Source organism: Echinicola jeungdonensis, from assembly GCF_030409905.1.
Classification (GTDB): Bacteria; Bacteroidota; Bacteroidia; order Cytophagales; family Cyclobacteriaceae; genus Echinicola; species Echinicola jeungdonensis.
In genome coordinates, this window is sequence record NZ_JAUFQT010000001.1 from 2,122,415 (window position 1) to 2,146,399 (window position 23,985).

The 23,985-nt window shown below is 40.0% G+C and carries 23 protein-coding genes and 1 riboswitch; of the genes, 20 read left to right on the forward strand and 3 right to left on the reverse strand.

Features of this window, described 5'->3' with window-relative positions; translation table 11 throughout:
• Positions 1-10 precede the first annotated feature (10 nt).
• The 6 genes from QWY93_RS08910 (at position 11) to QWY93_RS08935 (ending at position 8,545) form a co-directional block, all read left to right on the forward strand.
• Entirely contained in the window at positions 11-2,818 is a 2,808-nt protein-coding gene (locus tag QWY93_RS08910; protein WP_290247854.1) for a glycosyl hydrolase, read from the forward strand.
• A 425-nt stretch (positions 2,819-3,243) separates the two neighbouring features.
• A complete protein-coding gene (locus QWY93_RS08915; RefSeq protein WP_290247855.1) occupies positions 3,244-4,293 on the forward strand; it encodes a GntR family transcriptional regulator in 1,050 nt (349 codons plus the stop codon).
• A gap of 93 nt (positions 4,294-4,386) precedes the next feature.
• A complete protein-coding gene (locus QWY93_RS08920; RefSeq protein WP_290247856.1) occupies positions 4,387-5,829 on the forward strand; it encodes a purine-cytosine permease family protein in 1,443 nt (480 codons plus the stop codon).
• A gap of 19 nt (positions 5,830-5,848) precedes the next feature.
• The gene (locus QWY93_RS08925; RefSeq protein WP_290247857.1) at positions 5,849-6,034 is read left to right on the forward strand and encodes a hypothetical protein; all 186 of its coding nucleotides are present in this window, start codon (positions 5,849-5,851) and stop codon (positions 6,032-6,034) included.
• A 99-nt stretch (positions 6,035-6,133) separates the two neighbouring features.
• Positions 6,134-7,036, forward strand: a complete 903-nt coding sequence (locus QWY93_RS08930) for an alpha/beta hydrolase (protein ID WP_290247858.1) — start codon at positions 6,134-6,136, stop codon at positions 7,034-7,036.
• 453 nt (positions 7,037-7,489) lie between these two features.
• A complete protein-coding gene (locus QWY93_RS08935; protein ID WP_290247859.1) occupies positions 7,490-8,545 on the forward strand; it encodes a GntR family transcriptional regulator in 1,056 nt (351 codons plus the stop codon).
• A gap of 94 nt (positions 8,546-8,639) precedes the next feature.
• On the opposite strand, the gene QWY93_RS08940 is transcribed toward QWY93_RS08935, so the two are convergent.
• Entirely contained in the window at positions 8,640-9,941 is a 1,302-nt protein-coding gene (locus tag QWY93_RS08940) for a voltage-gated chloride channel family protein (RefSeq protein WP_290247860.1), read from the reverse strand.
• A 29-nt stretch (positions 9,942-9,970) separates the two neighbouring features.
• Positions 9,971-10,040: riboswitch (Fluoride riboswitch) on the reverse strand.
• A gap of 59 nt (positions 10,041-10,099) precedes the next feature.
• On the opposite strand from QWY93_RS08940, the gene QWY93_RS08945 reads away from it, so the two are divergent.
• Positions 10,100-10,999, forward strand: coding sequence for a TIGR01777 family oxidoreductase (locus QWY93_RS08945; protein ID WP_290247863.1), 900 nt, complete (start codon positions 10,100-10,102; stop codon positions 10,997-10,999).
• A gap of 20 nt (positions 11,000-11,019) precedes the next feature.
• Here the strand turns inward: QWY93_RS08945 and QWY93_RS08950 are convergent, their stop codons facing one another.
• The gene (locus QWY93_RS08950; RefSeq protein ID WP_290247864.1) at positions 11,020-11,196 is read right to left on the reverse strand and encodes a PLDc N-terminal domain-containing protein; all 177 of its coding nucleotides are present in this window, start codon (positions 11,194-11,196) and stop codon (positions 11,020-11,022) included.
• 131 nt (positions 11,197-11,327) lie between these two features.
• Between QWY93_RS08950 and QWY93_RS08955 the strand changes: the two genes are divergently transcribed.
• From QWY93_RS08955 to QWY93_RS08970, 4 genes are all read left to right on the forward strand, one after another.
• Positions 11,328-13,880 (forward strand): M14 family metallopeptidase, encoded by a 2,553-nt coding sequence (locus QWY93_RS08955; RefSeq protein ID WP_290247865.1) that lies wholly within the window; start codon positions 11,328-11,330, stop codon positions 13,878-13,880.
• Between the two features lie 161 nt (positions 13,881-14,041).
• Positions 14,042-14,545, forward strand: coding sequence for a hypothetical protein (locus QWY93_RS08960; protein WP_290247866.1), 504 nt, complete (start codon positions 14,042-14,044; stop codon positions 14,543-14,545).
• Positions 14,546-14,625: 80 nt separating this feature from the next.
• Complete coding sequence (locus QWY93_RS08965) at positions 14,626-14,949, forward strand: hypothetical protein (RefSeq protein WP_290247867.1); 324 nt, start codon at positions 14,626-14,628, stop codon at positions 14,947-14,949.
• Positions 14,921-15,235 (forward strand): hypothetical protein, encoded by a 315-nt coding sequence (locus QWY93_RS08970; protein ID WP_290247868.1) that lies wholly within the window; start codon positions 14,921-14,923, stop codon positions 15,233-15,235. Before QWY93_RS08965 ends, QWY93_RS08970 begins: the two co-directional genes overlap by 29 nt.
• Positions 15,236-15,417: 182 nt before the next feature.
• Here the strand turns inward: QWY93_RS08970 and QWY93_RS08975 are convergent, their stop codons facing one another.
• Complete coding sequence (locus tag QWY93_RS08975) at positions 15,418-15,687, reverse strand: acylphosphatase (RefSeq protein ID WP_290247869.1); 270 nt, start codon at positions 15,685-15,687, stop codon at positions 15,418-15,420.
• A 228-nt stretch (positions 15,688-15,915) separates the two neighbouring features.
• Here QWY93_RS08975 and QWY93_RS08980 point away from each other — a divergent pair, with 228 nt between their 5' ends.
• The 9 genes from QWY93_RS08980 (at position 15,916) to QWY93_RS09020 (ending at position 23,980) form a co-directional block, all read left to right on the forward strand.
• Positions 15,916-17,016: a vWA domain-containing protein gene (locus QWY93_RS08980; RefSeq protein WP_290247871.1), complete on the forward strand. Its 1,101-nt coding sequence runs from the start codon at positions 15,916-15,918 to the stop codon at positions 17,014-17,016.
• Between the two features lie 2 nt (positions 17,017-17,018).
• Complete coding sequence (locus QWY93_RS08985) at positions 17,019-18,545, forward strand: P-loop NTPase family protein (RefSeq protein WP_290247872.1); 1,527 nt, start codon at positions 17,019-17,021, stop codon at positions 18,543-18,545.
• A 403-nt stretch (positions 18,546-18,948) separates the two neighbouring features.
• Entirely contained in the window at positions 18,949-19,233 is a 285-nt protein-coding gene (locus QWY93_RS08990) for a hypothetical protein (protein ID WP_290247873.1), read from the forward strand.
• Between the two features lie 221 nt (positions 19,234-19,454).
• Positions 19,455-19,961, forward strand: a complete 507-nt coding sequence (locus QWY93_RS08995) for a heme-binding domain-containing protein (protein ID WP_290247874.1) — start codon at positions 19,455-19,457, stop codon at positions 19,959-19,961.
• Between the two features lie 1,008 nt (positions 19,962-20,969).
• Positions 20,970-21,134: a hypothetical protein gene (locus tag QWY93_RS09000; RefSeq protein WP_290247875.1), complete on the forward strand. Its 165-nt coding sequence runs from the start codon at positions 20,970-20,972 to the stop codon at positions 21,132-21,134.
• A gap of 434 nt (positions 21,135-21,568) precedes the next feature.
• Positions 21,569-21,919 (forward strand): hypothetical protein, encoded by a 351-nt coding sequence (locus tag QWY93_RS09005; protein ID WP_290247876.1) that lies wholly within the window; start codon positions 21,569-21,571, stop codon positions 21,917-21,919.
• A gap of 20 nt (positions 21,920-21,939) precedes the next feature.
• Positions 21,940-22,128, forward strand: coding sequence for a hypothetical protein (locus QWY93_RS09010; protein WP_290247877.1), 189 nt, complete (start codon positions 21,940-21,942; stop codon positions 22,126-22,128).
• The gene (locus tag QWY93_RS09015; RefSeq protein WP_290247878.1) at positions 22,125-22,850 is read left to right on the forward strand and encodes a hypothetical protein; all 726 of its coding nucleotides are present in this window, start codon (positions 22,125-22,127) and stop codon (positions 22,848-22,850) included. The genes QWY93_RS09010 and QWY93_RS09015 overlap by 4 nt, the downstream gene beginning before the upstream one ends.
• 56 nt (positions 22,851-22,906) lie before the next feature.
• On the forward strand, positions 22,907-23,980 hold the full coding sequence (locus QWY93_RS09020; RefSeq protein ID WP_290247879.1) for a glycoside hydrolase family protein: 1,074 nt from the start codon (positions 22,907-22,909) through the stop codon (positions 23,978-23,980).
• Positions 23,981-23,985: the final 5 nt, after the last annotated feature.

Sequence of the window (23,985 nt, forward strand, 5' to 3'; positions counted from 1 at the left end):
TATCCCGATAATGACCTTAAAAAAAAGAATCCTTTTCCTGATTTTCCTTCTGGGCCTGCTAAACCTTGGCTGCCAGTCCCAGCAGGAGGATCAGGAATCCTCTGCTATTAAGCCAGGAACCTGGCCTGAAATCACCAGGGAAGCCAAACCCTGGACCCGATGGTGGTGGATGGGAAATGCGGTGGACAAAAAAAACACCCGGCATTTATTGGAATCCTATGAAGATGCTGGCCTTGGTGGAGTGGAAATTGCCCCCATTTATGGTGCCAAAGGTTTTGAAGAAAGATACCTTGAGTTCCTTTCCGACCCATGGTTGGAACATTTGCATTTTACTACAAAGGTGGCAGATAGCCTTGGAATGGGCGTTGATCTCACCCAAGGTACTGGCTGGCCTTTTGGTGGTCCATTTGTGGAACCTGCCTATGCTGCCTCCAAACTGGTGGTTAAAGATTATGATTTTGTAGGTCCAGGTACTTTTGAAAAAGACTTGAACCTGGATATCGAAAGCAGAGAAGAATTTTCTCCACAGTTATTGGCCGTAATGGCATATGGAGAAAATGGAGAAGTCATGGAGATTACCGATGAGGTGTCAGAAGGTGGTCAGCTTATCTGGCAGACGGAGGGTTCCTGGAATATAAAGGCCATCTATAATGGTAAAACGGGTCAAAAAGTAAAAAGAGCTGCCCCTGGTGGAAAAGGGTATACCCTGGACCACTATTCCAAAATGGCTGTGGAGGATTATCTTTCTGAATTTGAAAAAGCCTTTGGAGGAAACATTCCGGATATCAGGGCTTTTTATAATGACAGTTTTGAAGTATATGGAGCCAACTTTACAGCTTCTTTCCTTGAAGAATTTCAAAGTCGCAGGGGATATGACCTAAAGCCTTATATCCCCGAGTTGTTAAGTGAGGAGACCTCCGAAAAAGTGGCCCGCATCAAATCTGATTACCGGGAGACCCTCCATGAACTATTGCTCGAAAACTTTACAAAAAACTGGACAGAATGGGCGCATAACAGAGGTAAGAAGACCAAAAATCAAGCCCATGGTTCTCCGGGAAATCTTTTAGATCTATATGCGGCAGTTGATATTCCGGAATGTGAAACTTTTGGTTCCAGTTATTTCCCCATTCCTGGACTTAGAAGGGACAGTGCGGATATCAGAAATGTGGACCCGGACCCTATTATGCTCAAATTTGCATCCTCAGCAGGGCATTTGGCAGGAAAAGACCTGATTTCTTGCGAAACCTTTACTTGGCTTGGTGAACACTTTAAGTCTTCCTTCAGCCAAATGAAACCTGAGGTGGAGCAAGCGTTTCTGGCAGGTATTAACCATGTTTTTTATCATGGTGTTACTTACAGTCCAGAAGATATTGACTTTCCAGGTTGGTTATTTTATGCTTCCCTTAACCTGAATGAACACAACAGTCTTTGGCCTCATTTTGAAAGTATTAACAACTACATAGCGAGGTGTCAATCCGTACTCCAGTCCGGGAAACCCGACAATGAAATTATCATGTATTGGCCGGTTTATGATGTATGGTCAGAGGAGGGGAATATGTTTAAAATGATTTCTGTCCATCATATTGATCAATGGCTGCATCCAACGGAATTTTACAAGCAATCTACTGAGCTAATGGAAAAAGGGTATTCGGTAGACTTTGCTTCTGATCAGTTATTGGCAGGTGCTAAGGTTGAAAATGGGGGAATCAAAACCCATGATCAGGCTAATTCTGCCAAGGTATTGATCATCCCTTCGTTGAAATATATGCCAGTTACCACACTAAGGAATGCAATTAACCTGGCTCAGGATGGTGCCAAAGTGATTTTCCAAGCTAAACCTGGTCAAGTTCCAGGATTTCATGAGGTGAACACCCGTCAAAATGAATTGGATCAACTTTGGTCACAATTGGAATTTAATGACCTGCAAATAGCGGAAGTAGGTAAGGGGAAAATCATCCTCAGTGATCAGGTCCAAAACAGCCTCAAAAATGAAGGCATTGAAAGGGAAACGCTTACAGATACTGGGTTGAAGTTTATCAGAAGGGCATCAGGTCAGGACAAGTATTACTTCCTGGTCAACCACACACCAAAAGAGATCAATCAGTCCATTGAACTCAATATGGAAGCAGACAGGGTGATGCTGTTGGACCCTCAAGATGGTGCAATCGGCCAAGCCCAAAGTTCTGTGCAAAATGGAAAAACTCAGGTCAAAGTGCAGATGTTGCCTGGTGAGGCATTGATTTTGCAAGCGCTTCATTCTTCAGATGTATCCATCAATCCCTGGTCTTACCGAGGAGAAAAGACATCAAGCATTCAATTGGAAGGCCCATGGACGCTGAAATTTACTGGTGGAGGACCAATGCTTCTTGAGTCACAGGAACTAAAGGAAATAAAACCCTGGACGGCTTTGGGGGATGAAGCAGCAGAACATTTTTCAGGGCAGGGCCTTTACAAGGCACAATTTACCCTGGATAAAAAAGAAGGCCAGAAATACATCCTTTATCTTGGGAAAGTCCATGAGTCCGCTAAGGTAATTATCAATAACCAGGAGGCGGGTTATGCCTGGAGCATTCCTTACGAGTTAGATGTCACCGATTACTTGGACAATGGTGAAAATCAAATCCAAATAGAGGTAGCCAACCTAATGGCTAACAGGATCCGATATATGGATCAAGAGGGGATTTCCTGGAGAAATTACCATGAGATCAATTTTGTCAATATAGATTATCAGGATTTTGATGCTTCAGGGTGGGAGGTGATGCCCTCCGGTCTGGAAGGTCCGGTAACCTTGAAAGGTTATAATATTCAAGTTCCTTAATAAAGGGCTAATCCTATAAACACCAAAAGGCCAATTGATTCCACTGCAAGGAATGTAAATTGGCCTTTTATTTGACTAATGTCATTTTTTTTACAAAATCGACCGAAAACCAAATGTGCAATCGATTGCTCAAATTAAGGTCTGTTTTTTTAATAATTGAAATTTTATCCTTTTTATCCCCTTTCTTTATTGGAAAAATAAATCAAAACATCTCCCAAACTTATATTTTAAGAAAAACAATTATCATAAAATAAACCTATATTTAAGAACAATAAATCTGCACGCATTAAAATAAAAATAGGTAGTTACCTTTTCAATCTTTTAACTGAATTGAGCAGGAAAAATGAAAATTGGAGCGGTTCTTGCAAAATTCCTTAAGTTATTGTTAAATTACAATCGATTGCGCAATAAAATCAAAACCCCAAATGATCGAAATCCAGACTGTTATCCGCATTGATCCGGAATCTAGGATTCCAAAATATCAACAGATTGTCAATTCCATCATTGAGGACATTGAAAAAGGAAGCCTAAATGTTGGGGAGAAAATTCCTTCCATCAATGAAATCAGTGAGGAATATTATCTGTCCAGGGATACAGTCGAAAAGGCCTATAACCTTCTCAAGAAGAAAAAAATCATCGTTTCGGTTAAAGGCAAAGGCTATTACGTGGCCAGAAATGTGTCCCAATCCCAGGTCAAAATACTTTTTCTTTTAAATAAATTGAGCAATTATAAACTTCGGATTTATAACTCTTTTGTCAATAGCCTGGGGACCAATGCGCAAGTGGACCTGAATATCTATCATTGTGATCCAAAATCCCTTTTGAATTTACTGAATGAGAATATCGGGGCTTATGATTATTACGTTATCATGCCTCATTTCAAAGATGATTATTCCCATCACCAAAGTTATAATGAGGAAGTGATAGATTGTCTTAAAAGGATTTCTCCTGACAAGGTAATCATTATGGATAATTATATGCCCGACTTGGGGGATGAAGTGGCTTCCATTTACCAGGATTTCAAAATGGATATTTATAAGGCTTTAAAGGAGGGCTCTGCCCGACTTCAAAAATATGAAAAGCTTATTCTAGTGTATCCGGAAGATTCCCTGTATCCTTACCCTCAGGAAATCAAGCAGGGCTTTAAAAAATATTGCGTTGAATATGATATGGACTTTGAAGTCCTAAATACCATATACCCAGAAATGGACCTCATGCCTCATGACGCATATATAGTTATTGAAGAAAATGACCTTGTCAATTTGATCAGGCAGGTAAGGGAAGAAAATTATGAGTTGGGTGAAGATATTGGGGTAATCTCCTACAATGATACCCCGCTCAAAGAACTTTTAGGTATTACTGTAGTTTCCACGGATTTTAAAGTCATGGGGGAAACGGCAGCTTATATGATCAAAAAAAGAAAAAAAGAAGTGGTCAAAAACGTCTTTAATTTTATTGACAGAGGATCCATATAAAGCACCACACAACCTATTTATCAGTATAGTACAGGACAGATCTTCCGTGTCCTTCTTGTACTTTTAGGTTTACCCAAAATACGATTAGTCATCATGTCGGAGAAAAAGAATTTAGTACAAAAGCTGGAGTCTGTCAATGAATACGAACGCCAGCCTATTCCCCAAAATAAACTTAAAAGCTGGAAAAATTTTATTGGTACCTATGCAGGAGAACATACTGCGGGTACTGAATTTGTTTTAGGGCCACTATTTGTTGCCCATGGGGCTAGTGCCATTGATATGGTCACTGGGTTGTTGATTGGCAATATCCTTGCAGTTTTAAGCTGGGCTTTTTTGACCGCGAAAATATCCGTGAAAACACGGATCACTTTATATTACCAACTTGAAAAAATTGCAGGAAGTAAATTTACCTTGGTTTATAATGTGGTCAATGCCATGTTGTTCTGTTTCCTGGCAGGGGCCATGATTGCCGTTTCGGCAACAGCTGTGGGTATCCCTTTTGACATGACCATGCCCTCCCTGACCGATTTGTACCCTAACAGTTTGGGCTGGGTGGTGACCGTTTTGGCGGTAGGTACTATTACTACATTAGTTGCTATGTTTGGTTTCGAACAGGTTACCAAATTTGCCAATGTGGCTGCTCCATGGATGATTATGGTATTTATAGCGGCAGCTTTTGCTGTCTTGCCTAGACTGGGCGTTACTTCTTTCGGAGATTTTTGGCCAGTTGCTGAAAGCACCATATGGACAGGGGTTCCTTTGGAGGGGCAAAGCAAATATACATTCTGGCATATTATGTTCTTTGCCTGGTTTTGTAATATGGCCATGCACATAGGTATGGCAGATATGTCCATAATGAGATATGCAAAAAAATGGACAGCTGGATTTACAACGGCAACAGGGGTTTTTCTCGGGCACTACGTCGCCTGGATGGCATCCGGAATCCTTTATTCCCTCTTTTTATTAGAATCTAACAATAGTACAACTTTCGCCCCAGGACCTATTGCCTACGGTGCCGTGGGAATTGCAGGTGCCATCTGTGTGATAATTGCAGGATGGACCACTGCCAATCCAACCTTATATAGGGCTGGTTTGGCCATCCAGTCCATCAATCCAAAATGGAAGACTTGGAAAGTAACCTTGGTTGTTGGAGGATTTACCACTCTTGCCGCGTGTTTTCCTGCCCTGGTAATGAAGCTTTCTGAATTTGTTGCCCTTTATGGCTTGATCCTTATGCCCCTGGGAGCAGTAATCTTCATTGATGTTTATGGACTTGAAAAGTTCGGTTTGAAAAGAAATTATGCCGAGGTGAGCAACCGGTCTTTCAACAGTGCAGTGGGGCTAACCTGGGCAGTTACTCTGGCTTTTTGTTTGGCCTTGAACTTAGGAGCAGGAGTTGATATTTTCTTCCTTGGCTTGCCGGGATGGTTTGTGGCAGTGGTGGTTTACATTGTCGCCAGCAAAATTTTCCAAAAACCTGGCTTGCAGACTGCCAGTTCCAACCAAGAATCAAAAAAAGAAGTCCAGATTTCCTGAATAAAAGACCATTGTTCCCATGAAAACCATAATTAAAATACTTTCCCTGTTAGGTTTGTTGATGACCCTGTTACCTTCCTTTTTTGTTTTCAAGGAAGTTATCACAGCCGACCAATGTAAAATTTTGATGTTTATCGGTACGGTAGTTTGGTTTGTCACCGCACCCAGATGGATGAATAAAAAAGAAGAGGAAACACCAGCTTAAGCTATATTTAGAATCTTCCCTAAATGGAGTAGTTCTTGGAAAAAGTTTTTGGAGCTATTACCTTTTGGGAAGATTTCTTTTTTTTAACCCAATTGACCTATGAATACAAGAGGAATATTTCTCCTAAGCCTATTAATCAGTATTTCATTTTTATCCTATTCCCAAAGAAAAACTGTCCCTTTATACAAAGGAGAAGCCCCATTGACCAAAAAAATGCTTCCTAAAGACGTAATGGGGCATGGGGGAAGAGTTGACCGGGTATCCATCCCCGAATTGACCATTTACAGGGCTGAAGATGAAAAATCAAATGGCATGGCCATTATGATTTGTCCTGGAGGGGGTTATCAAATTTTAGCCATTGAGCATGAAGGGCATGAAATCGCTCAGTGGTATCAACAGCGAGGATATACAGCTGTGGTTTTAAAATACAGACTTCCTGAAAAGGAGTTGTTGGAAAAGCCATGGGAAGTCCCATTAATGGATGCAAAAGCCGGCCTAAAATATATTCGTGAAAATGCAGAAAATTGGAATATTGATCCTGAAAAAGTAGGGGTGTTGGGCTTTTCTGCAGGAGGTCATTTGGCTTCTTCTGTTTCTGTTCATGGTGAACCTGGTGCAGGAAAAAAAATCAGTACTCAGCCCAATTTTAGCATTTTGATATATCCTGTAGTTAGCATGGATACTTCTGTTACTCATCAAGGGTCCAGAAAGAGTCTTTTAGGGGATAAATTGAATACCCAGTGGGAAACTTATTTTTCTAATGAAATGCAGGTAGGTCCAGAAACTCCTCCCGCTTTTCTGGTTCATTCCTGGGATGATACAGCTGTTCTCCCGGATAACTCCATCCGTTATGCAAAAGCTTTGAACCAAATGGGGGTAAAAACAGAACTTCACCTCTATGAAAAGGGAGGCCATGGATATGGCAAGGGAGATAAAGATAAAACAGGTAATGCATATCAATGGTTGGATTTGAGCCATAAATGGATCCAAGGATTATTTTAATCTATTTTTAAAGGGTTTTGGTAAAATATTTAAATTGTATTTTTTCATCTGAAAACTTTAATTAGAGCAAAACAAACCGCAAGATTTCATTGTAAAACATAAGTTTACATTGATTAAAATACAAATTTTACAAAAAAGCCCACCTGTGTTTTTTGTAAAAAGAAAAGTTTCTTATGGCTTTTAAAAAATCAATTTTTATATTGCAAACGGATTGGCGGCAATAGGATTTTATTCTGTTTAAAGCTTAATTCAAAACAATTTCCATCAAAACGTGATGGTTACTATAAAAAAATATTCAGCTCATTCAAATACCAATGGAGGGCTGAGGATAAACCCATTTAACCCTAAGCTATCAACTGTCAAATTTTATTGTTCAAATATTTTGTGGGTCTTTTCTTCTTAAGAAACACCTGATTTTTGGGCAATTGGATCTTTAACCAAACCTTTTAAAATATGACTTTAGTTGCTAGCTGCCCCTTATTGAAAATTGATAGTGAATCCAGAATTCCTAAATATCAACAGATTGTTGATTCCATCATTCACAGTATTGAAAAAGGTTACCTTAAAGTAGGTGACAAGCTACCCTCTATTAATGACATCAGTGAAGAATATTATCTTTCCCGGGATACGGTCGTAAGAGCATACAACCAACTTAGGGAAAAGCAAATCATTACTTCCGTGGTCAGCAAGGGTTTTTACGTTAACAAAACCGTTAATACGACTAATAGCAAGGTACTTTTTGTCCTTAACAAACTGAGCAATTACAAACTGACCATTTACAATACCTTTGTCAACAGTATGGGCTCAGATCACCAGGTGGATTTGAGGATTTACCATTGCGATCCTAAGTTGCTGGTCAATATTTTGGAAGAAAATGCAGGTGCCTATGATCATTTTGTGGTCATGCCTCATTTTAAAGATGAAAATTCCCTGCATACCAGTTGTGATGAAGAAGTAATATCCTGCCTCAAAAATATTCCTAAGGAAAAATTGGTGATAATGGATAATCATATCCCGGAAATGGGAGATGATGTTGCCTGCATTTATCAGGATTTCAAAATGGATATTTATAGGGCATTGGAGGAAAGCAAAGACCGCTTGAAGAAATATGAAAAGTTAATCCTGGTTTTTCCAGATAATAACATTTACCCCTATCCCAATGATATTAAGCAAGGGTTTTTGAATTTTTGCAACACCCATAAATTTGATGGGGAGGTGTTGGACAAGATTTATCCGGAAATGGAATTGCAGCCTAGGGATGCCTATATCCTCATTGATGAAAATGATTTGGTAAGCTTAGTGCAGCAAACCCGGGATTTGCGCTTGCAGATTGGGACCGACATTGGGGTTGTTTCTTATAATGATACCCCATTGAAGGAACTCTTTGATATAACGGTTTTTTCCACCGATTTTGAATTGATGGGTGAATCTGCTGCTTATATGATCAAAAAGGATAAACAGGAGGTTGTTCCTAATATCTTTAGTTTTATTGATAGGGGATCTTTATAAGTCATAAAATCTCTTCTTTCGATTGACAAACCCAAAGTCACAACAAAATTTGATAAACAATTACTTCATTTATTAGTGGTCTTTCTGGGGAGGTTCATTTCAGCTTGCCTAGGCTTTTCCCCTTGCTCCTAATCAGAGAGCGGTGTTTAGGCGACCCGATGACCTGTGAACCATAAATTCCGGAATGACCACTAAATAAATAGGCCACCACGCAAGCCAAGCCCATATAAACCCCAGATTCTGCTCCAAAAAGTTCAATCCCCATCAGGGTACAGGATAAGGGGGTATTGGTGGCACCTGAAAAAACCCCTACAAACCCCATCCCTGCCAACAAAGCCATGGGAAGAGGGATAAATCCGGACATCATATTGCCCAAGGTGGCCCCTGTATAAAACAAGGGAGTTACTTCTCCACCTTTAAACCCGGCTCCCAAGGTCAGGGAGGTAAAACCTATCTTGGCTAAAAAATCATACCAGGGAAGGTCTGAAGAAAAAGCCTCAACAATGGTGGGTACTCCCAAACCAATATATTTTGTAGTCCCAACCAGATACACCAATAAAGCCACGAGGATGCCTCCGATAAATGGCCTTAATGGTGGGTACTTGACCTGGTGGTTGAATATTGCCGCCCAAAAATGGGTGGCCTTGGCAAATAACCGTCCAGCTAGTCCAAAACCGATCCCTGCGGGAATAATCCAAAAAACATTTTCCAGGCTCAATTCTGGAATAATGGGGATATGATAAGGGGTGTGATGCACTGCCCAAATTCCTTCACAAGCATAATCAGCCACATAAGCACCTAAAAAGGCGGGTAAAATAGCTTCATATCTTACTCTACCCACAATCAGCCATTCCAATGCAAAGATGGCTCCCGCCAATGGGGTACCAAATACGGAGGCAAAACCAGCAGCCACACCAAGGGTGATAACGGTTTTCCTATCATGCCTTTTTAGCCTAAACCATTTTGTGAATTGATCGGCAATTGCACCGCCCATCTGCACTGCTGTCCCCTCACGTCCTGCGGATCCACCAAACAAATGGGTGGCTATGGTTCCAAAAAGCACCAGGGGGGCCATTCTTAATGGAATCGGGTTGAGGGGTCTGTAAAATTCATCCAATAGTTGGTTGTTTCCTTTAACTACTGATTCCCCGAATCGATGATATACCCAGCCAATGAGCAAGCCCCCAAGGGGCAAGAGGGCAATCAGGTAAAGGTGGTCTTCACGGTAATCAGTGGCCCATTTCAAGCCAATCAAAAAGAAAGCTGAAGCACTTCCGATCAATAATCCAATTAAGGTGGCTAGAATCAGCCATTTGAGGGTGTATAAAACACTAGGTGAAAATTCAAGTTTTAAAAATTTTTTGAAATGAATGAGTTCCCGTATCTTCTCCAACATATTGATGACCAAATTAATTTTTATTTGAAGTTGAAACAGGAGTCATCAGCACTGAAAAATCAGGGCGGTTAAAGGTGGTACCCCATCACCTGGGGGCAAATATATAGTATTTTTCTTAACTTATATCTATGGAATTAGTTTAAAGCAAAAAAGGGAATATGAAAAATATACTGATTACAGGTGGATCTGGAATGATAGGTCAAAAACTCACCAAACAACTGGAGTCAAACCAATATCAAGTGGCGTGGCTAAGTAGAACTCCAGACCAAAACTCCCATAAATCATTTTTTTGGGATATAACGGAAAAAAAAGTGGACCAAAAAGCCCTTGAATGGTGCGATGCCATAGTTCATTTGGCAGGTGCAGGGGTTGCAGAAAAAAGGTGGACACCTGCTAGGAAAAAACAAATTTTGGATAGCAGGGTTGATACTGCCCAGTTGCTTTTTGACCATTTTAGGGCCATGGAAAAAAGACCGGAGGTGGTGGTTTCTGCTAGTGGTGCCAATTATTATGGGTTGGACAACGGCTACCAAATTCTCAATGAAGATAGTCCGGCTGGTAACGACTTTTTGGCCCAGGTGGCTAAAAAATGGGAGGAAACTATTCTTCAATTTGAAAAGTTGGGGGCAAGGACAGTGTGCTTGAGAACTGGCATAGTATTGGATAGAGACGGTGGGGCATTAGAAGAAATTCTAAAACCTCCAATTACTGCTCCTGTTGGGTCCGGAAACCAAATAATGAGTTGGATCCATATTCAGGACCTGGTCAATTTGTATCAGTTTGCATTAGAGGAAAAGAATGTTTCAGGTTGTTATAATGCAGCTACATCCAGCCCCGCTTCCAATAAAGCTTTTACTCAAGTAGCCTCCAGAATAAAGGGGAAGCCTTTCATTCCCCTACCGGTTCCTGGGTTTGCGTTGAAATTGTTTTTGGGTGAATTGGCTGGAGTGGTGCTTGGTGGAAATCATATTTCTCCTGACAAAATTATTAGTGCAGGGTTTAAGTTTAAACATGTGGATTTGAACGAGGCCTTAATGGATATTTATGGAAAAAAGTAATCCATTTATACCAAAATGGGTCATAGGTTATATTTTCCTCTTCCAATAACAAACCATAAAACAGTACCCAATAATGGTAGCAAAATCACCACCAAAATCCAAACAATCTTATCAGTGTCCCTGTGGAATCTGCTTCTGATCACATCAAAGATGGTGAAAACATATATGATAAGGCCAATGGCCCCAAGTCCAAACATAATTTTCAATTTGTATGATAAATGGGGATAAAAGTATAAATCAATCTCCTAATTTTACACCCAATGAAATATACAAATTTTTTAAGCTTTTAAATGCTCCTTTTATTAAAGGGAGGAAACAATTGATTGCTATGATGAAAAAGATATTTTCTCTTTGGTTCTTTTTATTGGCTATCCAAGCCAGTGCTCAGGTCAGCCTGGATTATTACCTCCAAGATGGATTTGAATATAATCCTGAAATCCCAAGCCCGGAATCAGTTTTGGGTTTTCAGATAGGTGAATGGCATGCCAGTCCGGAACAGGTTTATAGGTATATGAAAATCCTTTCGGAAAAATCTGAAAGGGTGAAGTTGGAGACTATTGGAAGGACTTACGAAAGTCGTCCACTTTTTTGGGTTACAATCACCCATCCGGATAACATGGGCCGGTTGGAAGAGATAAAATCCCAAAGAAGCCTGCTTAGGGACCCTGGGCAGTCCGAAAATATGATTATACAAAATATGCCTGTGGTAGCTTATATGGGCTATTCAATCCATGGCGATGAGGCCAGCGGAGTGAATGCTTCCCTATTGGCTGCTTACCATTTTGCTGCAGCTGAGGAAATCGAGGATGATCTAAAGAACATGGTCATCTTGATGGAGCCCACCCTTAATCCCGATGGGATCAATCGGTTTGCCTCTTGGGTCAATGCCAACAAAAGTAAAAACATGAATGGTGACCCCTTAAACCGGGAATTGAACGAGCCTTGGCCAAAGGGAAGAACCAATCACTATTGGTTTGACCTCAACAGGGATTGGTTACCGGTTCAACACCCTGAATCTCAGGCTAGAATAGCCATGATTCAGGATTGGAAACCTAACCTGGTGCTAGATTTTCATGAAATGGGCACCAATAAAACCTTCTTTTTCCAACCGGGGATTCCCAGCAGGAACCACCCTTTGACGCCCAGGAAGAACATTGAATTGACCAAAAAAATAGCCCAATACCACGTCAGGTATTTGGATCAAATTGGTTCCTTGTATTATAGCGAGGAAAGTTTTGATGACTTTTACTATGGAAAAGGCTCGACTTACCCGGATGTCCAGGGTGCCATTGGAATCCTGTTTGAGCAAGCATCGGCCAGAGGGCATTTGCAGGAAAGCATTCATGGTCCCTTGTCGTTTCCTTTTGCCATAAGAAACCAATTTACAGTTTCCCTTTCCTCCTTTGAGGCAGCGAGGGACATGCGGGTGGAATTGAATGAATATATGCGGGATTTTTATATCGATGCCGCTACCGATGCCAATGCGGATGCCAATAAAGCCTATATCTTTGGCTCCAAAGATGACAAAGGAAGGTCTTTTCACTTGGCCCAATTGATCCAAAGGCATAAAGTCCAACTTTTCAGTTTAAAGGAAGATATTACCATCAACAATGTGGAGTTTAAAGCGGATCAGGCATTTATTGTTCCTTTGGACCAGGGCCAGTACAGATTGGTAAAAGGGATGTTTGAGGAGAGGACAGAATTTCAGGATAGTTTGTTTTATGATGTTTCGGCTTGGACACTACCTATGGCTTTTAACCTTGAATCTATGGCATTGAACAGTAGAATTCTGAATTTGGCCAGCGTTGAGGAAGTCATTCGCCCTCTTAATCTTCCCAGAGGCAGGGTAGTAGGAAGTCCCGGGGCTTATGCTTATGCTTTTGAATGGAAAGAATATTACTCCCCTAAAGCGGTTTACCAGTTAATGGAAAAAGGTTATCAAGTCCAGGTCAGCCATTTTCCCTTTGAAACGGATCCTGAAACCCGGTTCATGCGGGGTAGCATTTTAGTTAGAAAAGGGCAAAAAGCTGCCAGCGACCAGGAATTTTTCCTAGACCTGCAGGAAGCTGCCCGGGAAACTGGAGTGGTCATCTATAGCTTAAAAACTGGCAACACAAGCGGAATCGATTTGGGTTCTCCTAAAATGGAAGTCATCAAAAAACCTAAAGTTGCCCTATTGGTCGGTGAAGGCATTTCCGCTACACAGGCGGGAGAAATTTGGCATTTATTGGACCAAAGAATGGAAATGCCCATTACCCTTCTACCAATTGACCGCTTTGACAAAGCTGACCTTAACCGTTATAATGTGATCATTCTTCCAAAAGGAAATTACCGGGAACTGGATGATATGAAAGGGCTTAAATCCTGGATCAATTCAGGTGGGACCTTGATTGCAACTGGTAAAAGTCTGGAGTGGCTTAATCAACCTAGGATAGCTGATTTTAAATTTATGAAAGAAGTCGAAACTGATAGTTCCTTGCAAAAGAGCTATGCGTCCTTTGATCAGGAAAAAGGAGCCCGGGTTACAGGTGGGGCAATTTTTAAAGCCAAGCTGGACAACACCCACCCTATAGGTTATGGGTATTCAGAACCTGAGATTTTTTCTTTTAGAAACAATAATCTGTTTTTGAAGCCCTCCGAAAATCCTTTTGCCAACCCCATGGTTTATGACCAAAACCCTTTGGCCAGTGGGTATATTCATGACCAAAACCTGGAGCAAATGAAAAATACGGCAGTAGTTCAAGTTCATACCCTAGGGAAGGGCAAGGTGATTGGTTTTATTGACAATCCAAACTTCAGGGCGTTTTGGTTTGGTACCAATAAACTCTTTCTCAATGCTGTTTTCTTTGGACAAACGATCAAACCCGGTACCGGTAGTTAACTAAAACCCCCAAAAAATCAGCCCGGTTGTACTTTTTTGCAGCCGGGCTTTTTTCTTTGGATTATCATTTCATCATTAATGTTCCTAATATAAAATGGGTGATTTTTTACTTTTCATTTTACCTACAATACTGTAATTTGCAACGTCATTTGAAAGCCATCATGATCCAGAAATTATTCCCATTAGATAAGAATTATATTTTACGTCAGGCGCAAACTTCCATGGAGGAGAGATTGCTTGAAGTGATGGTTTCAGAATTAAAAGCTTCTTATACCCGGTTTTTTAACCCTTTGGGCTTAATGGACAATACTTATAGTCAGATTGTCCGGACAACTTCCTTTCCAAAAAATCGGATCAGCATTATTTACCAACAGCTTTCCGGAATATACCGTTTTAAATTTGGCTCCAATCAATTGGAATTTTTATTTGACGGCAAGTCCCATTTGGAAAAATACCAGGAAGATTGGGAAGAACAATTTGTGCTTTGGGTCAGGGAATTGGGATGTCATGAATCCTATATTAAAACCATGCTAAGGATGACGGTTTTATATGATTCAGAAAGCAGGGCCGAATTTGCTGAAAACAGGTGCAAAAGTTTTATCAATGAATTTTTTGAACTTAAAATCATCAAGAGAAAAGGGGAATTAAAGCTAAAAATCGCATAAGGGCTGATTGACAAACTCCTTCCTGTCATCTAAATTATGGTATTAAGAAGGAGTAATCTTAATAAATACCATTTTCCATTTTGGCTTTATCTAACCTATCAGGTTCAATATTACTAAATGCACTGAAGCATTACCTGATGGGTAATATGCATAAAACCGGAAAAAAATATGGCAGGTATGTTCAAGTAAAAGGTCTTTCAGAGCGTGGGGTAAGAGCCGATTTAGCAGTTTGGCCTATAAATATTACACTTCCAGGAAATAATTTCAAACAGTTGAAACGTGAGCTTGAGTCACAAAATGATGAGGTCTATAATTTCTTCATCAAACAAGGGTTTGACAAAAGTGACTTGAGTATAGGGAGTACAAATATTAGCGATGCCCGAGGGAATATTTACCAATTCTAATCAACAAGGGAGCGAATTCAGGTATTTACCTAAATCAGAGTTTACCGTTAGAACCAATGACATAGAAAGACTTCAAAAACCTATTTCTGAGTCCCTTGAACTTATTTCAAAAGGAATAGTCCTGGAATCAAAAAATACTTGGAGACCCATAGAGTATATTTTTACTGGATTAAATGACATAAAACCTTCCATGATCGAAGAAGCTACCAAAAATGCAAGGGTGGTTGCGGAAAAATTTACTAGAGACTCAGATTCTAAAGTGGGTAAATTAGAATTGCAAGGCTAATTAACCATAGATGATGGAGATCAAAATACGCCAGAAATAAAAATAGGAAGAGTAGTTTCAACTATTGACTTTCAATTAGAATATTAAAAAACATCGAATCCCCGAGTATTTAATGGCTAATTAAAATAAAAAACTCAAGGCTAAACCCCGTTTCCTATATTAAGCCCATGTGCTTATCTCCTCTAATATTTAAACTCAAACTCCCTATAACCTTTACTTTCCCCTTCTTTCAGGACTTCCAGGTTTTCTACAACTGCCCTGTCCGGGCCGGATTTTAGCCATTTTTCCATTGCATGAAGCTGTTCTGAGGAACCCTCGATTTCCGTGAGAACACTGCCATCGGCTTCATTTTTCACCCATCCTTTTACGCCCAATTCAATGGCCTTGTCCTGAGTACTCTTTCTAAAAAATACGCCTTGTACCTTTCCGGTTATTTTGATGGTCTTATTCATCTTTATGACAATGTGATGTTATTCAAATTTAACAAACTTCCCTTTTTTTGTAAATGGCATTTTTGAAAATCTAACACTGGGAAAGGTTTGGCTCCTTGTATAAAGCCTCAATCTTCGTAAATTAAAAAGAATGATTGGAAATACGAATGAATTGATACTGGAAATATCTCAATTAAAATTCGATCGTTTTCTAAACTACCCAAGCTTCATTCTTGTTATTTCATTTGTATGAAAGGATTTAGATTTACACAGTTTACCCCGCAAAAAGATCCGGAAAAAAATACCTTCGAAAACCTGTTGGAGATTTTCCTGCAGTTAGTTACCATGACCGGAGGAGACGTGGCTGAAGCGTTAAGTTGGCTTACCAACCTTGATAATCGGTATGGTCTTACCAACCCAGGATATGGAATTGGAGATTTTATAGATGATTTGAAGGATAAAGGTTATCTGACCGAGGAGAACCAAAAGGGAGCGTTTAAAATCACCGGGAAATCGGAACAGTCCATTCGGAAAAGGGCTTTGGAGGAAATATTTGGTAAACTCAAAAGGGGGAAAGGCGGCCAACACCGAACCACCCATAGCGGACAGGGAGAGGAAAGGGGCACAGACCGGCGGCCATTCGAGTTTGGGGACAATATGGAACAGATTGCCCTGACCGATTCCTTGCGAAATGCCCAGGTGAACCATGGTTTTTCGGGAGATTTTCTGCTTACCGAAGATGACCTGGAGGTGACCGAAAATGAATACCGGACCCAGACCAGTACGGTACTGATGATTGATATTTCCCACTCCATGATTCTCTATGGGGAAGACCGGATTACCCCTGCAAAAAAGGTGGCCATGGCTTTGGCCGAATTGATCAAAACCCGATATCCCAAGGACACTTTGGATATCATTGTGTTTGGTAATGATGCCTGGCAAATAGATATCAAAGATTTGCCTTATCTTCAGGTAGGTCCCTACCACACCAATACAGTGGCTGGTTTGGAGTTGGCAATGGATCTTTTGAGGAGGAGGAAAAATCCTAACAAACAGATCTTTATGATAACTGATGGAAAACCTACCTGTCTTAAGGTGGGTATTAAATATTACAAAAACAGCTTTGGCATTGACAGCAAGATCATGAAGGAAACCTTAAAACTGGCTGCCCAATGTCGGAAAATTAAAATTCCAGTCACCACCTTTATGATTGCTTCGGACCCTTATCTGAAAGAATTTGTCCGGGAATTTACCAAAGCCAATAATGGTAACGCCTATTACAGCGGCCTAAAAGGGCTTGGCCATTTGATTTTTGAAGATTATAGAAGAAACAGAACTAAACGCTTTTGAGCATGACATACCAGCAATTGAAGCCTAAAGAATTATTGAAAATTAAAACTTTGGGTGAACTGAAATCCTCTGGTTACCAACCTCAATCCATAAAAGAGGAACTCAGGCAAAATCTCATTCGAAAGATCAAGTCGAAAGAAAATGTCTTCGAGGGGATTTGGGGCTTTGAGGATACAGTGATCCCAGACATTGAACGGGCCATTCTTTCGCGTCATAATATAAACTTTCTTGGCCTTAGGGGGCAGGCCAAAACCCGTATTGCCAGAATGATGACCCTCTTGTTGGATGAATATGTCCCTGTGGTGGAAGGATCCGAATTGAATGATGATCCCATGCAGCCATTGACTGCCTTTGCCAAATCATTAATAACAGAAAAAGGAGACGATACACCTGTTATCTGGTGGCACCGGGATGATCGGTATACCGAAAAATTGGCTACTCCGGATGTCTCAGTAGCCGACTTGATTGGGGATGTGGATCCCATTAAGGCGGCTACCTTGAAATTGTCCTATAGTGATGAACGCGTTATCCATTATGGATTGGTTCCCCGATCGCACCGTTCTATTTTTGTGATCAATGAATTACCGGATCTTCAAGCGAGGATTCAAGTGGCTTTGTTTAATATTCTCCAGGAAGGGGATATTCAGATCCGAGGATTTAAATTGAGATTACCCCTGGACATCCAATTTGTCTTTACTGCCAACCCTGAGGATTATACCAACCGGGGAAGCATAGTTACCCCGCTAAAAGACCGGATAGAATCCCAAATCATTACCCACTATCCAAAAACCATAGAAATAGGGAAACATATCACTGCACAGGAGGCAAAGGTGGAAGGCAAACCTCTGGAACAAATCTATATTCCAGAACTAATGAAAGACCTGATTGAGCAAGTGGCCATAGAGGCCCGGCACAGTGAATATGTGGATGAAAAAAGTGGAGTGTCCGCAAGGTTGACCATTACTGCTTTCGAAAATTTGCTTTCTGCCGCTGAAAGAAGAATTTACCTGAATAATGAGAAGCAAACTGTAGTTCGGATAGCAGATCTTATAGGTATCATCCCTGCCATTACAGGTAAGGTGGAGTTGGTTTATGAAGGAGAACAGGAAGGGGCAGGTCTTGTTGCCTATAACCTGATTGGAAAAGCTGTCAGGACCCTTTTTGCAGAATATTTTCCTACCCCGGAGCAAAAGAAAAAGGACAAAGAAGGCAACCCTTATGTTTTACCACTTTCTTGGTTTGGAGAAGGGAATCATTTAGATATTCTTGCTTCCCAAAGTGATAAGGAGTATAAAAAGACCTTGCATATGGTCCCTGGCCTTGAAAAAATAACCACCAATTTTGTCAAAAAACTACCGGATCAAGAAAAGGAATTTTATATGGAATTTGTCCTCCATGGTCTGGCCGAATATAGCCAATTGAGTAAAAAACTGCTGGATACTGGAATGCAGTTTAAAGACCTTTTCAGTAGCATGTTTGATTTGGGAGCACCAGGTGAAGGAGATTTGGATGAAGATGATTTTAATTAATTCAATACCCTTACTTAGTGTAAACCAATGTAATTAAGCTAAAAAAAATCCCGGTGAGACGCTGAAGGTGCTAAGTTTAAGCAAAAGAAATCTTAGTATTCTTTTACGTCTTAGGAGGGACAATTTAACTCACTTACTTCCTTGCATTGAAATGTCAACTGGAGGGGATAGGGGTACTGGGGTAATATCAAAAAAAAACAGGTTCCATTAACAACTAATTCCTCTTTACTTTCGTCCACATAAATTACCAACCCACTGCCTTTATTCTATTTATTTTTCCCTTTTGCCATAAGGGGATGAAGCCGGTAAATCACTTTTTGGAAATTAAAGTGATTTCTAAAGCATGGATGCCAATCCATGAAATCATTTTGAAGTTTATTGTTCAAGATTAAGTTTTTCCATTATGTATGTTGTAAGAGATATTTTCAACACCAAGCCAGGGAAGGCCAAAGAGTTGGTGAAAAAATTTAAAAAATCATTCGAATCTTTTAAGCAATCTGGTTTTAAAGTCCGGATAATGACCGACACCGTTTCCACTTACTGGACTGTGGTCCTGGAAATTGAGGTGGAAGATTTAAAATTATATTTTGACATGGCAAGGGAAAGAAACCCTGAAATGGAAAAAGCTATGGAGGGATACATGGAATTGGTAAAAGGGGGGCGAAGGGAAATATTTAAAGTGGAATAATCGGTGTCAATATTTCCAACTTGCTTCGCAGGTTGGAATTAATAGGCGTTTTAAAATGCAAGACCTTGTACCATCTTTCCACTGGTCTTGCATTTTTTTATTTTGATGGGCTGTTTTTTCCATTTAAAAAAACTAAAGGGCAAGGGATGTCATTTAACCATCTCATTCATTATCTTTGAGGTTTCATTTAGGTCAATTAAAAACCAGAAACCAATAGTCCCATGCTTAAAAAAATTGTAACTGGATTAGTCATCGTACTTATTATTATTCAGTTTTTTCAGCCCGATAAAAATGAATCTAATGATCAAAAAGCAAATATTTCCACTAAGTATGCCATTTCTGATGAGGTAAGTCATATTCTGGAAAATGCTTGTAATGATTGTCATTCTAACCAGACAAATTATCCTTTTTATGCCCATGTCCAACCAGTTGGCTGGTGGTTAAATGGTCATGTTGAAGAAGGAAAAGAGCATTTAAACTTCTCAGAATTCACCAATTTGTCCATTGCCGATCAAAACCATCAATTTGAAGAAATTGTGGAAGTGATCGAAGAAAATGAAATGCCCTTGGAATCTTATACCTACTTGGGATTGCATCCGGAGGCTAGCCTTTCTGACAAGGAAAAGACCAGCTTGATTACTTGGGCTAAGGAACAAATGTCCTACCTAAAATCTAATTACCCAGCGGATAGCTTAAAAAGAAAAAAAAGAGGTGAACAACATCACTAATCAATTTAATTGTTTAAAAAAATAAGCGCTATTAAGCGAGCAATTTCTAAATTAAAGAACGGGATCTTCAAACTGCCGTCAGGCATGTTTTCCAGAATCTACATAACCCAAAGACAGGATAGTCCGAATTTATTTAGAATGAATATTCCTGTTTTATGAATTCCTTTCCTAATATTTTCCTGTTGACCAGGGAATAGGTAATCCGATAATTTTATTATTAAAAGTCTCCATGAGTTTTCTCATGGAGACTTTTTTATTAGCATAATTTTTTTCTATCAAGCTCCCCGACCATCTCTAATGCAATATTAGGGTTAGTTTATACTTATTTGGACCAACTTGAAAAACTGGGGGAACAAATCAATTTTTCAACAATAAGTAATATGTTGGGAAATTAACCGGGGTTTAAGGGAGAAAAAATGTCACTTCTTATTCCCTTCTTTAAAGGCAGGAAAAAAGTGGGTTCCCCTGTATATATAAAGTGGCCCATTGACAATTGGCTCCATACATTTTTTTATTTTTAACCCATTGGTTTACATCATATTATCTGGACCTGATTTTTACTTTGGTCTTACATTTATCAACCCTAAATATCAATTCGTCAAATTCTTGGGTAGTAATTCAAATCAATAGCTCAAAAATATTAGTGGAATGGTGAATTGGTATTTTATTAAAAAATACCCGTAGATATCCATGTTTCATAGTCACAATATTACCTGAGTTAATTTGGCAAAAATAATATGTAAATTGGCAAATATAATACTTACTATAATTAAATAAAATAAATGAAAAATACAAACTTACCCGTTCTGTGTGGTCGTAACAGACCAGTACAGATCAGTTAAAATTCACCACCTCATTACCTTACAACTAATATTTCGCTAAAGAGCTATTTGGAAAAATAAAAAACCAATAAGTGTAGTTTTTAAATTATTTAATAACTGATTGTTTCTCTGAGAATTACTAGGAGCGAAAAAATCAAAACCCATAATTAACAAAAACCAAAACAAAATGACTAAAAAGTTGATTTACTTCTTTTCAGTCTATTTTCTGCTGGGCGCATGCCGGGAAGTAGGCTGGGAAGAGCATTACCAGAGGCCAGAGTGGCTCAAAGGAAATGCCGGGGAGCTTTTGGAAACTAGGGGAGAGTTTTCCCTTTTCCTGGAAGGTGGCTGACCGGGTAAGTGCAAAATATCCAGAAGGTAAAAAGGAAAGCATTCGAAGTATGTTGATGCAACCAGAAAACTGTTTCATCGATTATTACCTTAATAAAAATAATTAAGACAAGGGGTTTGCTAAATAGTACAGAATCGGGGTGTGATAATGCCCCGGTTTTGTCTTTTTTTAGGATCTTCGGATTGATAAGGTAAAACGTCACGGCGATCCGCTTCTTTTAGGCGAGGGACAGTCTCTTTTTTTAAGAGGAGATTGCTTCCTCCCCTTGATAAAGGATTTTGTTGTCTAGGTCCCTAACGGTCAAATTGTCTGCTTTTCGGAGGTTTTGTCCCCTTAATAATTATCAGGTCGTCGGAATGACCATAAAAATCTATTTTCATCTCTATAAAAGAGCGCTCTTGTTAGTGAAAGTTAATGTTCCAAAGAATAAAGCCATGAATATTAAAAAACTACTGCTTTCAATCATCCTAATATTTACCTCCTCTTACTTGTTTGCCCAACAACTGGCCTTTCCAGGGGCAGAAGGATTTGGAAGGTATGCCACCGGAGGCCGTGGAGGGGAAGTGTACAAAGTAACTAACCTCAATGATGAAGGACTTGGTTCTTTCCGGGATGCCGTCAGCCAACCAAATAGGACTGTAATTTTTGAAGTGGGAGGTGTTATCAGGATCAATTCCAGGATTGTGGTATCGAAAAATATTACCATAGCTGGCCAAACTGCCCGGAAGGGGGAATTACCATTTATGGAAATGGCCTTTCTTTTTCCAATGCCAATAATACCATAACCCGTTATATCCGGGTAAGAATGGGAAAAGTAGGCGATAAAGGCGGTGATGCCATCGGAATTGCAGAGGGACATGATATGATCTTTGACTATGTCTCCGTGACATGGGGCAGGGATGGCACATTCGACCTGAATTGTGATGTGAGAGATGTGACTCTTCAACATTCCATCATTGGGCAAGGCCTTCAAACCCATTCCACGGGGGATTGATACAGCCTAGTGGAGGAGTTTCTATTTTGAACTGCCTTTGGATCAACAATCACACCAGGAATCCAAAAGTGAAAGGCGTCAACCAATATGTCAACAATGTGGTCTATAACTATGCTGTTACCGGTTATATCCAGGGTGGAGGGTCGGCAAGGATGTCCTATGCCAATGTTCAAAACAATTATTTTATCGCAGGCCCTGAATCTGGGGATACCCAGCCTTTTAATCGCTCCAATGAGAATTTCCATATTTATGCTGCCAACAATTTGTTTGATGGGAATAAAAATGGAAAACTTGATGGTGCTTTAGTGGAAAAAGAGGTTTATGAACCAGTAACCTGGATGGAAATGCCATTTGATTATCCTGAAGTAACCATCATTTCACCTGAGGCAGCTTATTACCAGGCCCTGAATAGAGTAGGAGCCTCCCTGCACCGGGATGAAGTGGATGAATTTTTAATCAATGATTTAAAATCTTTAGGAACCCAAGGAAAGACCATTCATGATGAAATGGACCTTCCTATGAATGGACCCGGAAAAGTCAAAGGTGGAAATGCCCCAAAAGACAAGGATGGTGATGGGATTCCGGATAGCTGGGAAAAAAACCATGGTTTAAATCCAAAAGATGCCGATGATGGAAACAGTATAAAGAAGGATGGATATACCGCTTTGGAAACTTATATTAATGGACTGATAAATGATAAAAAGCAAATGGCCCACAAATAAAAGGAATTTGCTTTTCCGTTATTCATTAATTGATAACCCACAGATAATAACCAACGATGAACCGAAGATCCTTTATTGCTTACTCGGCAGCCTTTCCCTTTATATGTCAATTGCCTTTAAATTGGAAAATAGGAGATGGAAATGATAAAGTTTCGGAATTTGCCAAAAGTCTGAAACCACTAAACAGGATATTAGAAACCGAAGGATATTACGTTTGGGGCACCAGTCCCATTTATGAAAAGGATGGAAAGGTCCATGTTTTTTATTCCCGTTGGCCGGAAAAATATGGCATGGGAGGATGGATCCATAAATCTGAAATAGCTCATGCAATTGCCGATAAGCCAGAAGGCCCTTTCACCCATCAGGGAACCATTTTTGCCCCCCGGGGAGGAGATCATTGGGATGCAACTACCTGCCATAATCCCCATATCCAGGAGATTGATGGAAAGTATTACCTCTTTTATATGGGTAATAGCAACCGGAGAACCAATACCAAAAGAATTGGGCTGGCAGTATCTGATTCCTTAAATGGCCCATGGAAAAGGCCGGATGGACCTTTGTTGGAAGCAGGTTCGGAAGGAAGCTGGGATGATCATTGCACCACAAACCCTTCCTTTGTCAAGCATCCAGACGGACGTTGTTTTCTTTATTACAAGTCCTGGAATACTTACGAATATGAAAATTATACGGACCCCAAAATCCGTGGAAACCGGAAATATGGTCTGGCAATAGCTGATCATCCTGAAGGCCCATATAAAAAATATGAAGGGAACCCCATCATCGATTATTCCGGTAGGGGAAATAATATTCAGGCAGAAGATGGTTTTGTCTGGCATGAAAATGGGAAATTCCGCATGTTGATACGGGATATGGGGATTTATAACCATCAATACGGATTGTATCTGGAATCAGAGGATGGGATTCATTTTTCTGAAGATCCCCAAATAGCTTATTTTGAAACCGACTATTATTTCAAACAACCTCCCAAGCCAGGTCACCTTTCTAAGTATGGCCGGTTTGAAAGGCCACAAATTTTATTCGAAGATGGAAAGCCGGAATACCTGTTTCTGGCCAGTCAGGGAGGGGAATACATGACCTCCAGTTCATTTGTCTTTAAAATTGATTCTTAAGCCAA

Coding starts and splice junctions, on each gene's coding strand:
- QWY93_RS08920 (WP_290247856.1), top strand. CDS start 4,387: ATGTCGGAGAAAAAGAATTTAGTACAAAAGCTGGAGTCTGTCAATGAA.
- QWY93_RS08990 (WP_290247873.1), top strand. CDS start 18,949: ATGTATGTTGTAAGAGATATTTTCAACACCAAGCCAGGGAAGGCCAAA.
- QWY93_RS08980 (WP_290247871.1), top strand. CDS start 15,916: ATGAAAGGATTTAGATTTACACAGTTTACCCCGCAAAAAGATCCGGAA.
- QWY93_RS08915 (WP_290247855.1), top strand. CDS start 3,244: ATGATCGAAATCCAGACTGTTATCCGCATTGATCCGGAATCTAGGATT.
- QWY93_RS08925 (WP_290247857.1), top strand. CDS start 5,849: ATGAAAACCATAATTAAAATACTTTCCCTGTTAGGTTTGTTGATGACC.
- QWY93_RS08945 (WP_290247863.1), top strand. CDS start 10,100: ATGAAAAATATACTGATTACAGGTGGATCTGGAATGATAGGTCAAAAA.
- QWY93_RS08940 (WP_290247860.1), bottom strand. CDS start 9,941: ATGTTGGAGAAGATACGGGAACTCATTCATTTCAAAAAATTTTTAAAA.
- QWY93_RS08930 (WP_290247858.1), top strand. CDS start 6,134: ATGAATACAAGAGGAATATTTCTCCTAAGCCTATTAATCAGTATTTCA.
- QWY93_RS08960 (WP_290247866.1), top strand. CDS start 14,042: ATGATCCAGAAATTATTCCCATTAGATAAGAATTATATTTTACGTCAG.
- QWY93_RS08950 (WP_290247864.1), bottom strand. CDS start 11,196: ATGTTTGGACTTGGGGCCATTGGCCTTATCATATATGTTTTCACCATC.
- QWY93_RS09020 (WP_290247879.1), top strand. CDS start 22,907: ATGAACCGAAGATCCTTTATTGCTTACTCGGCAGCCTTTCCCTTTATA.
- QWY93_RS09010 (WP_290247877.1), top strand. CDS start 21,940: ATGGGAAAAGTAGGCGATAAAGGCGGTGATGCCATCGGAATTGCAGAG.
- QWY93_RS08995 (WP_290247874.1), top strand. CDS start 19,455: ATGCTTAAAAAAATTGTAACTGGATTAGTCATCGTACTTATTATTATT.
- QWY93_RS08975 (WP_290247869.1), bottom strand. CDS start 15,687: ATGAATAAGACCATCAAAATAACCGGAAAGGTACAAGGCGTATTTTTT.
- QWY93_RS08935 (WP_290247859.1), top strand. CDS start 7,490: ATGACTTTAGTTGCTAGCTGCCCCTTATTGAAAATTGATAGTGAATCC.
- QWY93_RS08985 (WP_290247872.1), top strand. CDS start 17,019: ATGACATACCAGCAATTGAAGCCTAAAGAATTATTGAAAATTAAAACT.
- QWY93_RS08955 (WP_290247865.1), top strand. CDS start 11,328: ATGATGAAAAAGATATTTTCTCTTTGGTTCTTTTTATTGGCTATCCAA.
- QWY93_RS08970 (WP_290247868.1), top strand. CDS start 14,921: ATGCCCGAGGGAATATTTACCAATTCTAATCAACAAGGGAGCGAATTC.
- QWY93_RS08910 (WP_290247854.1), top strand. CDS start 11: ATGACCTTAAAAAAAAGAATCCTTTTCCTGATTTTCCTTCTGGGCCTG.
- QWY93_RS09005 (WP_290247876.1), top strand. CDS start 21,569: ATGAATATTAAAAAACTACTGCTTTCAATCATCCTAATATTTACCTCC.
- QWY93_RS09000 (WP_290247875.1), top strand. CDS start 20,970: ATGACTAAAAAGTTGATTTACTTCTTTTCAGTCTATTTTCTGCTGGGC.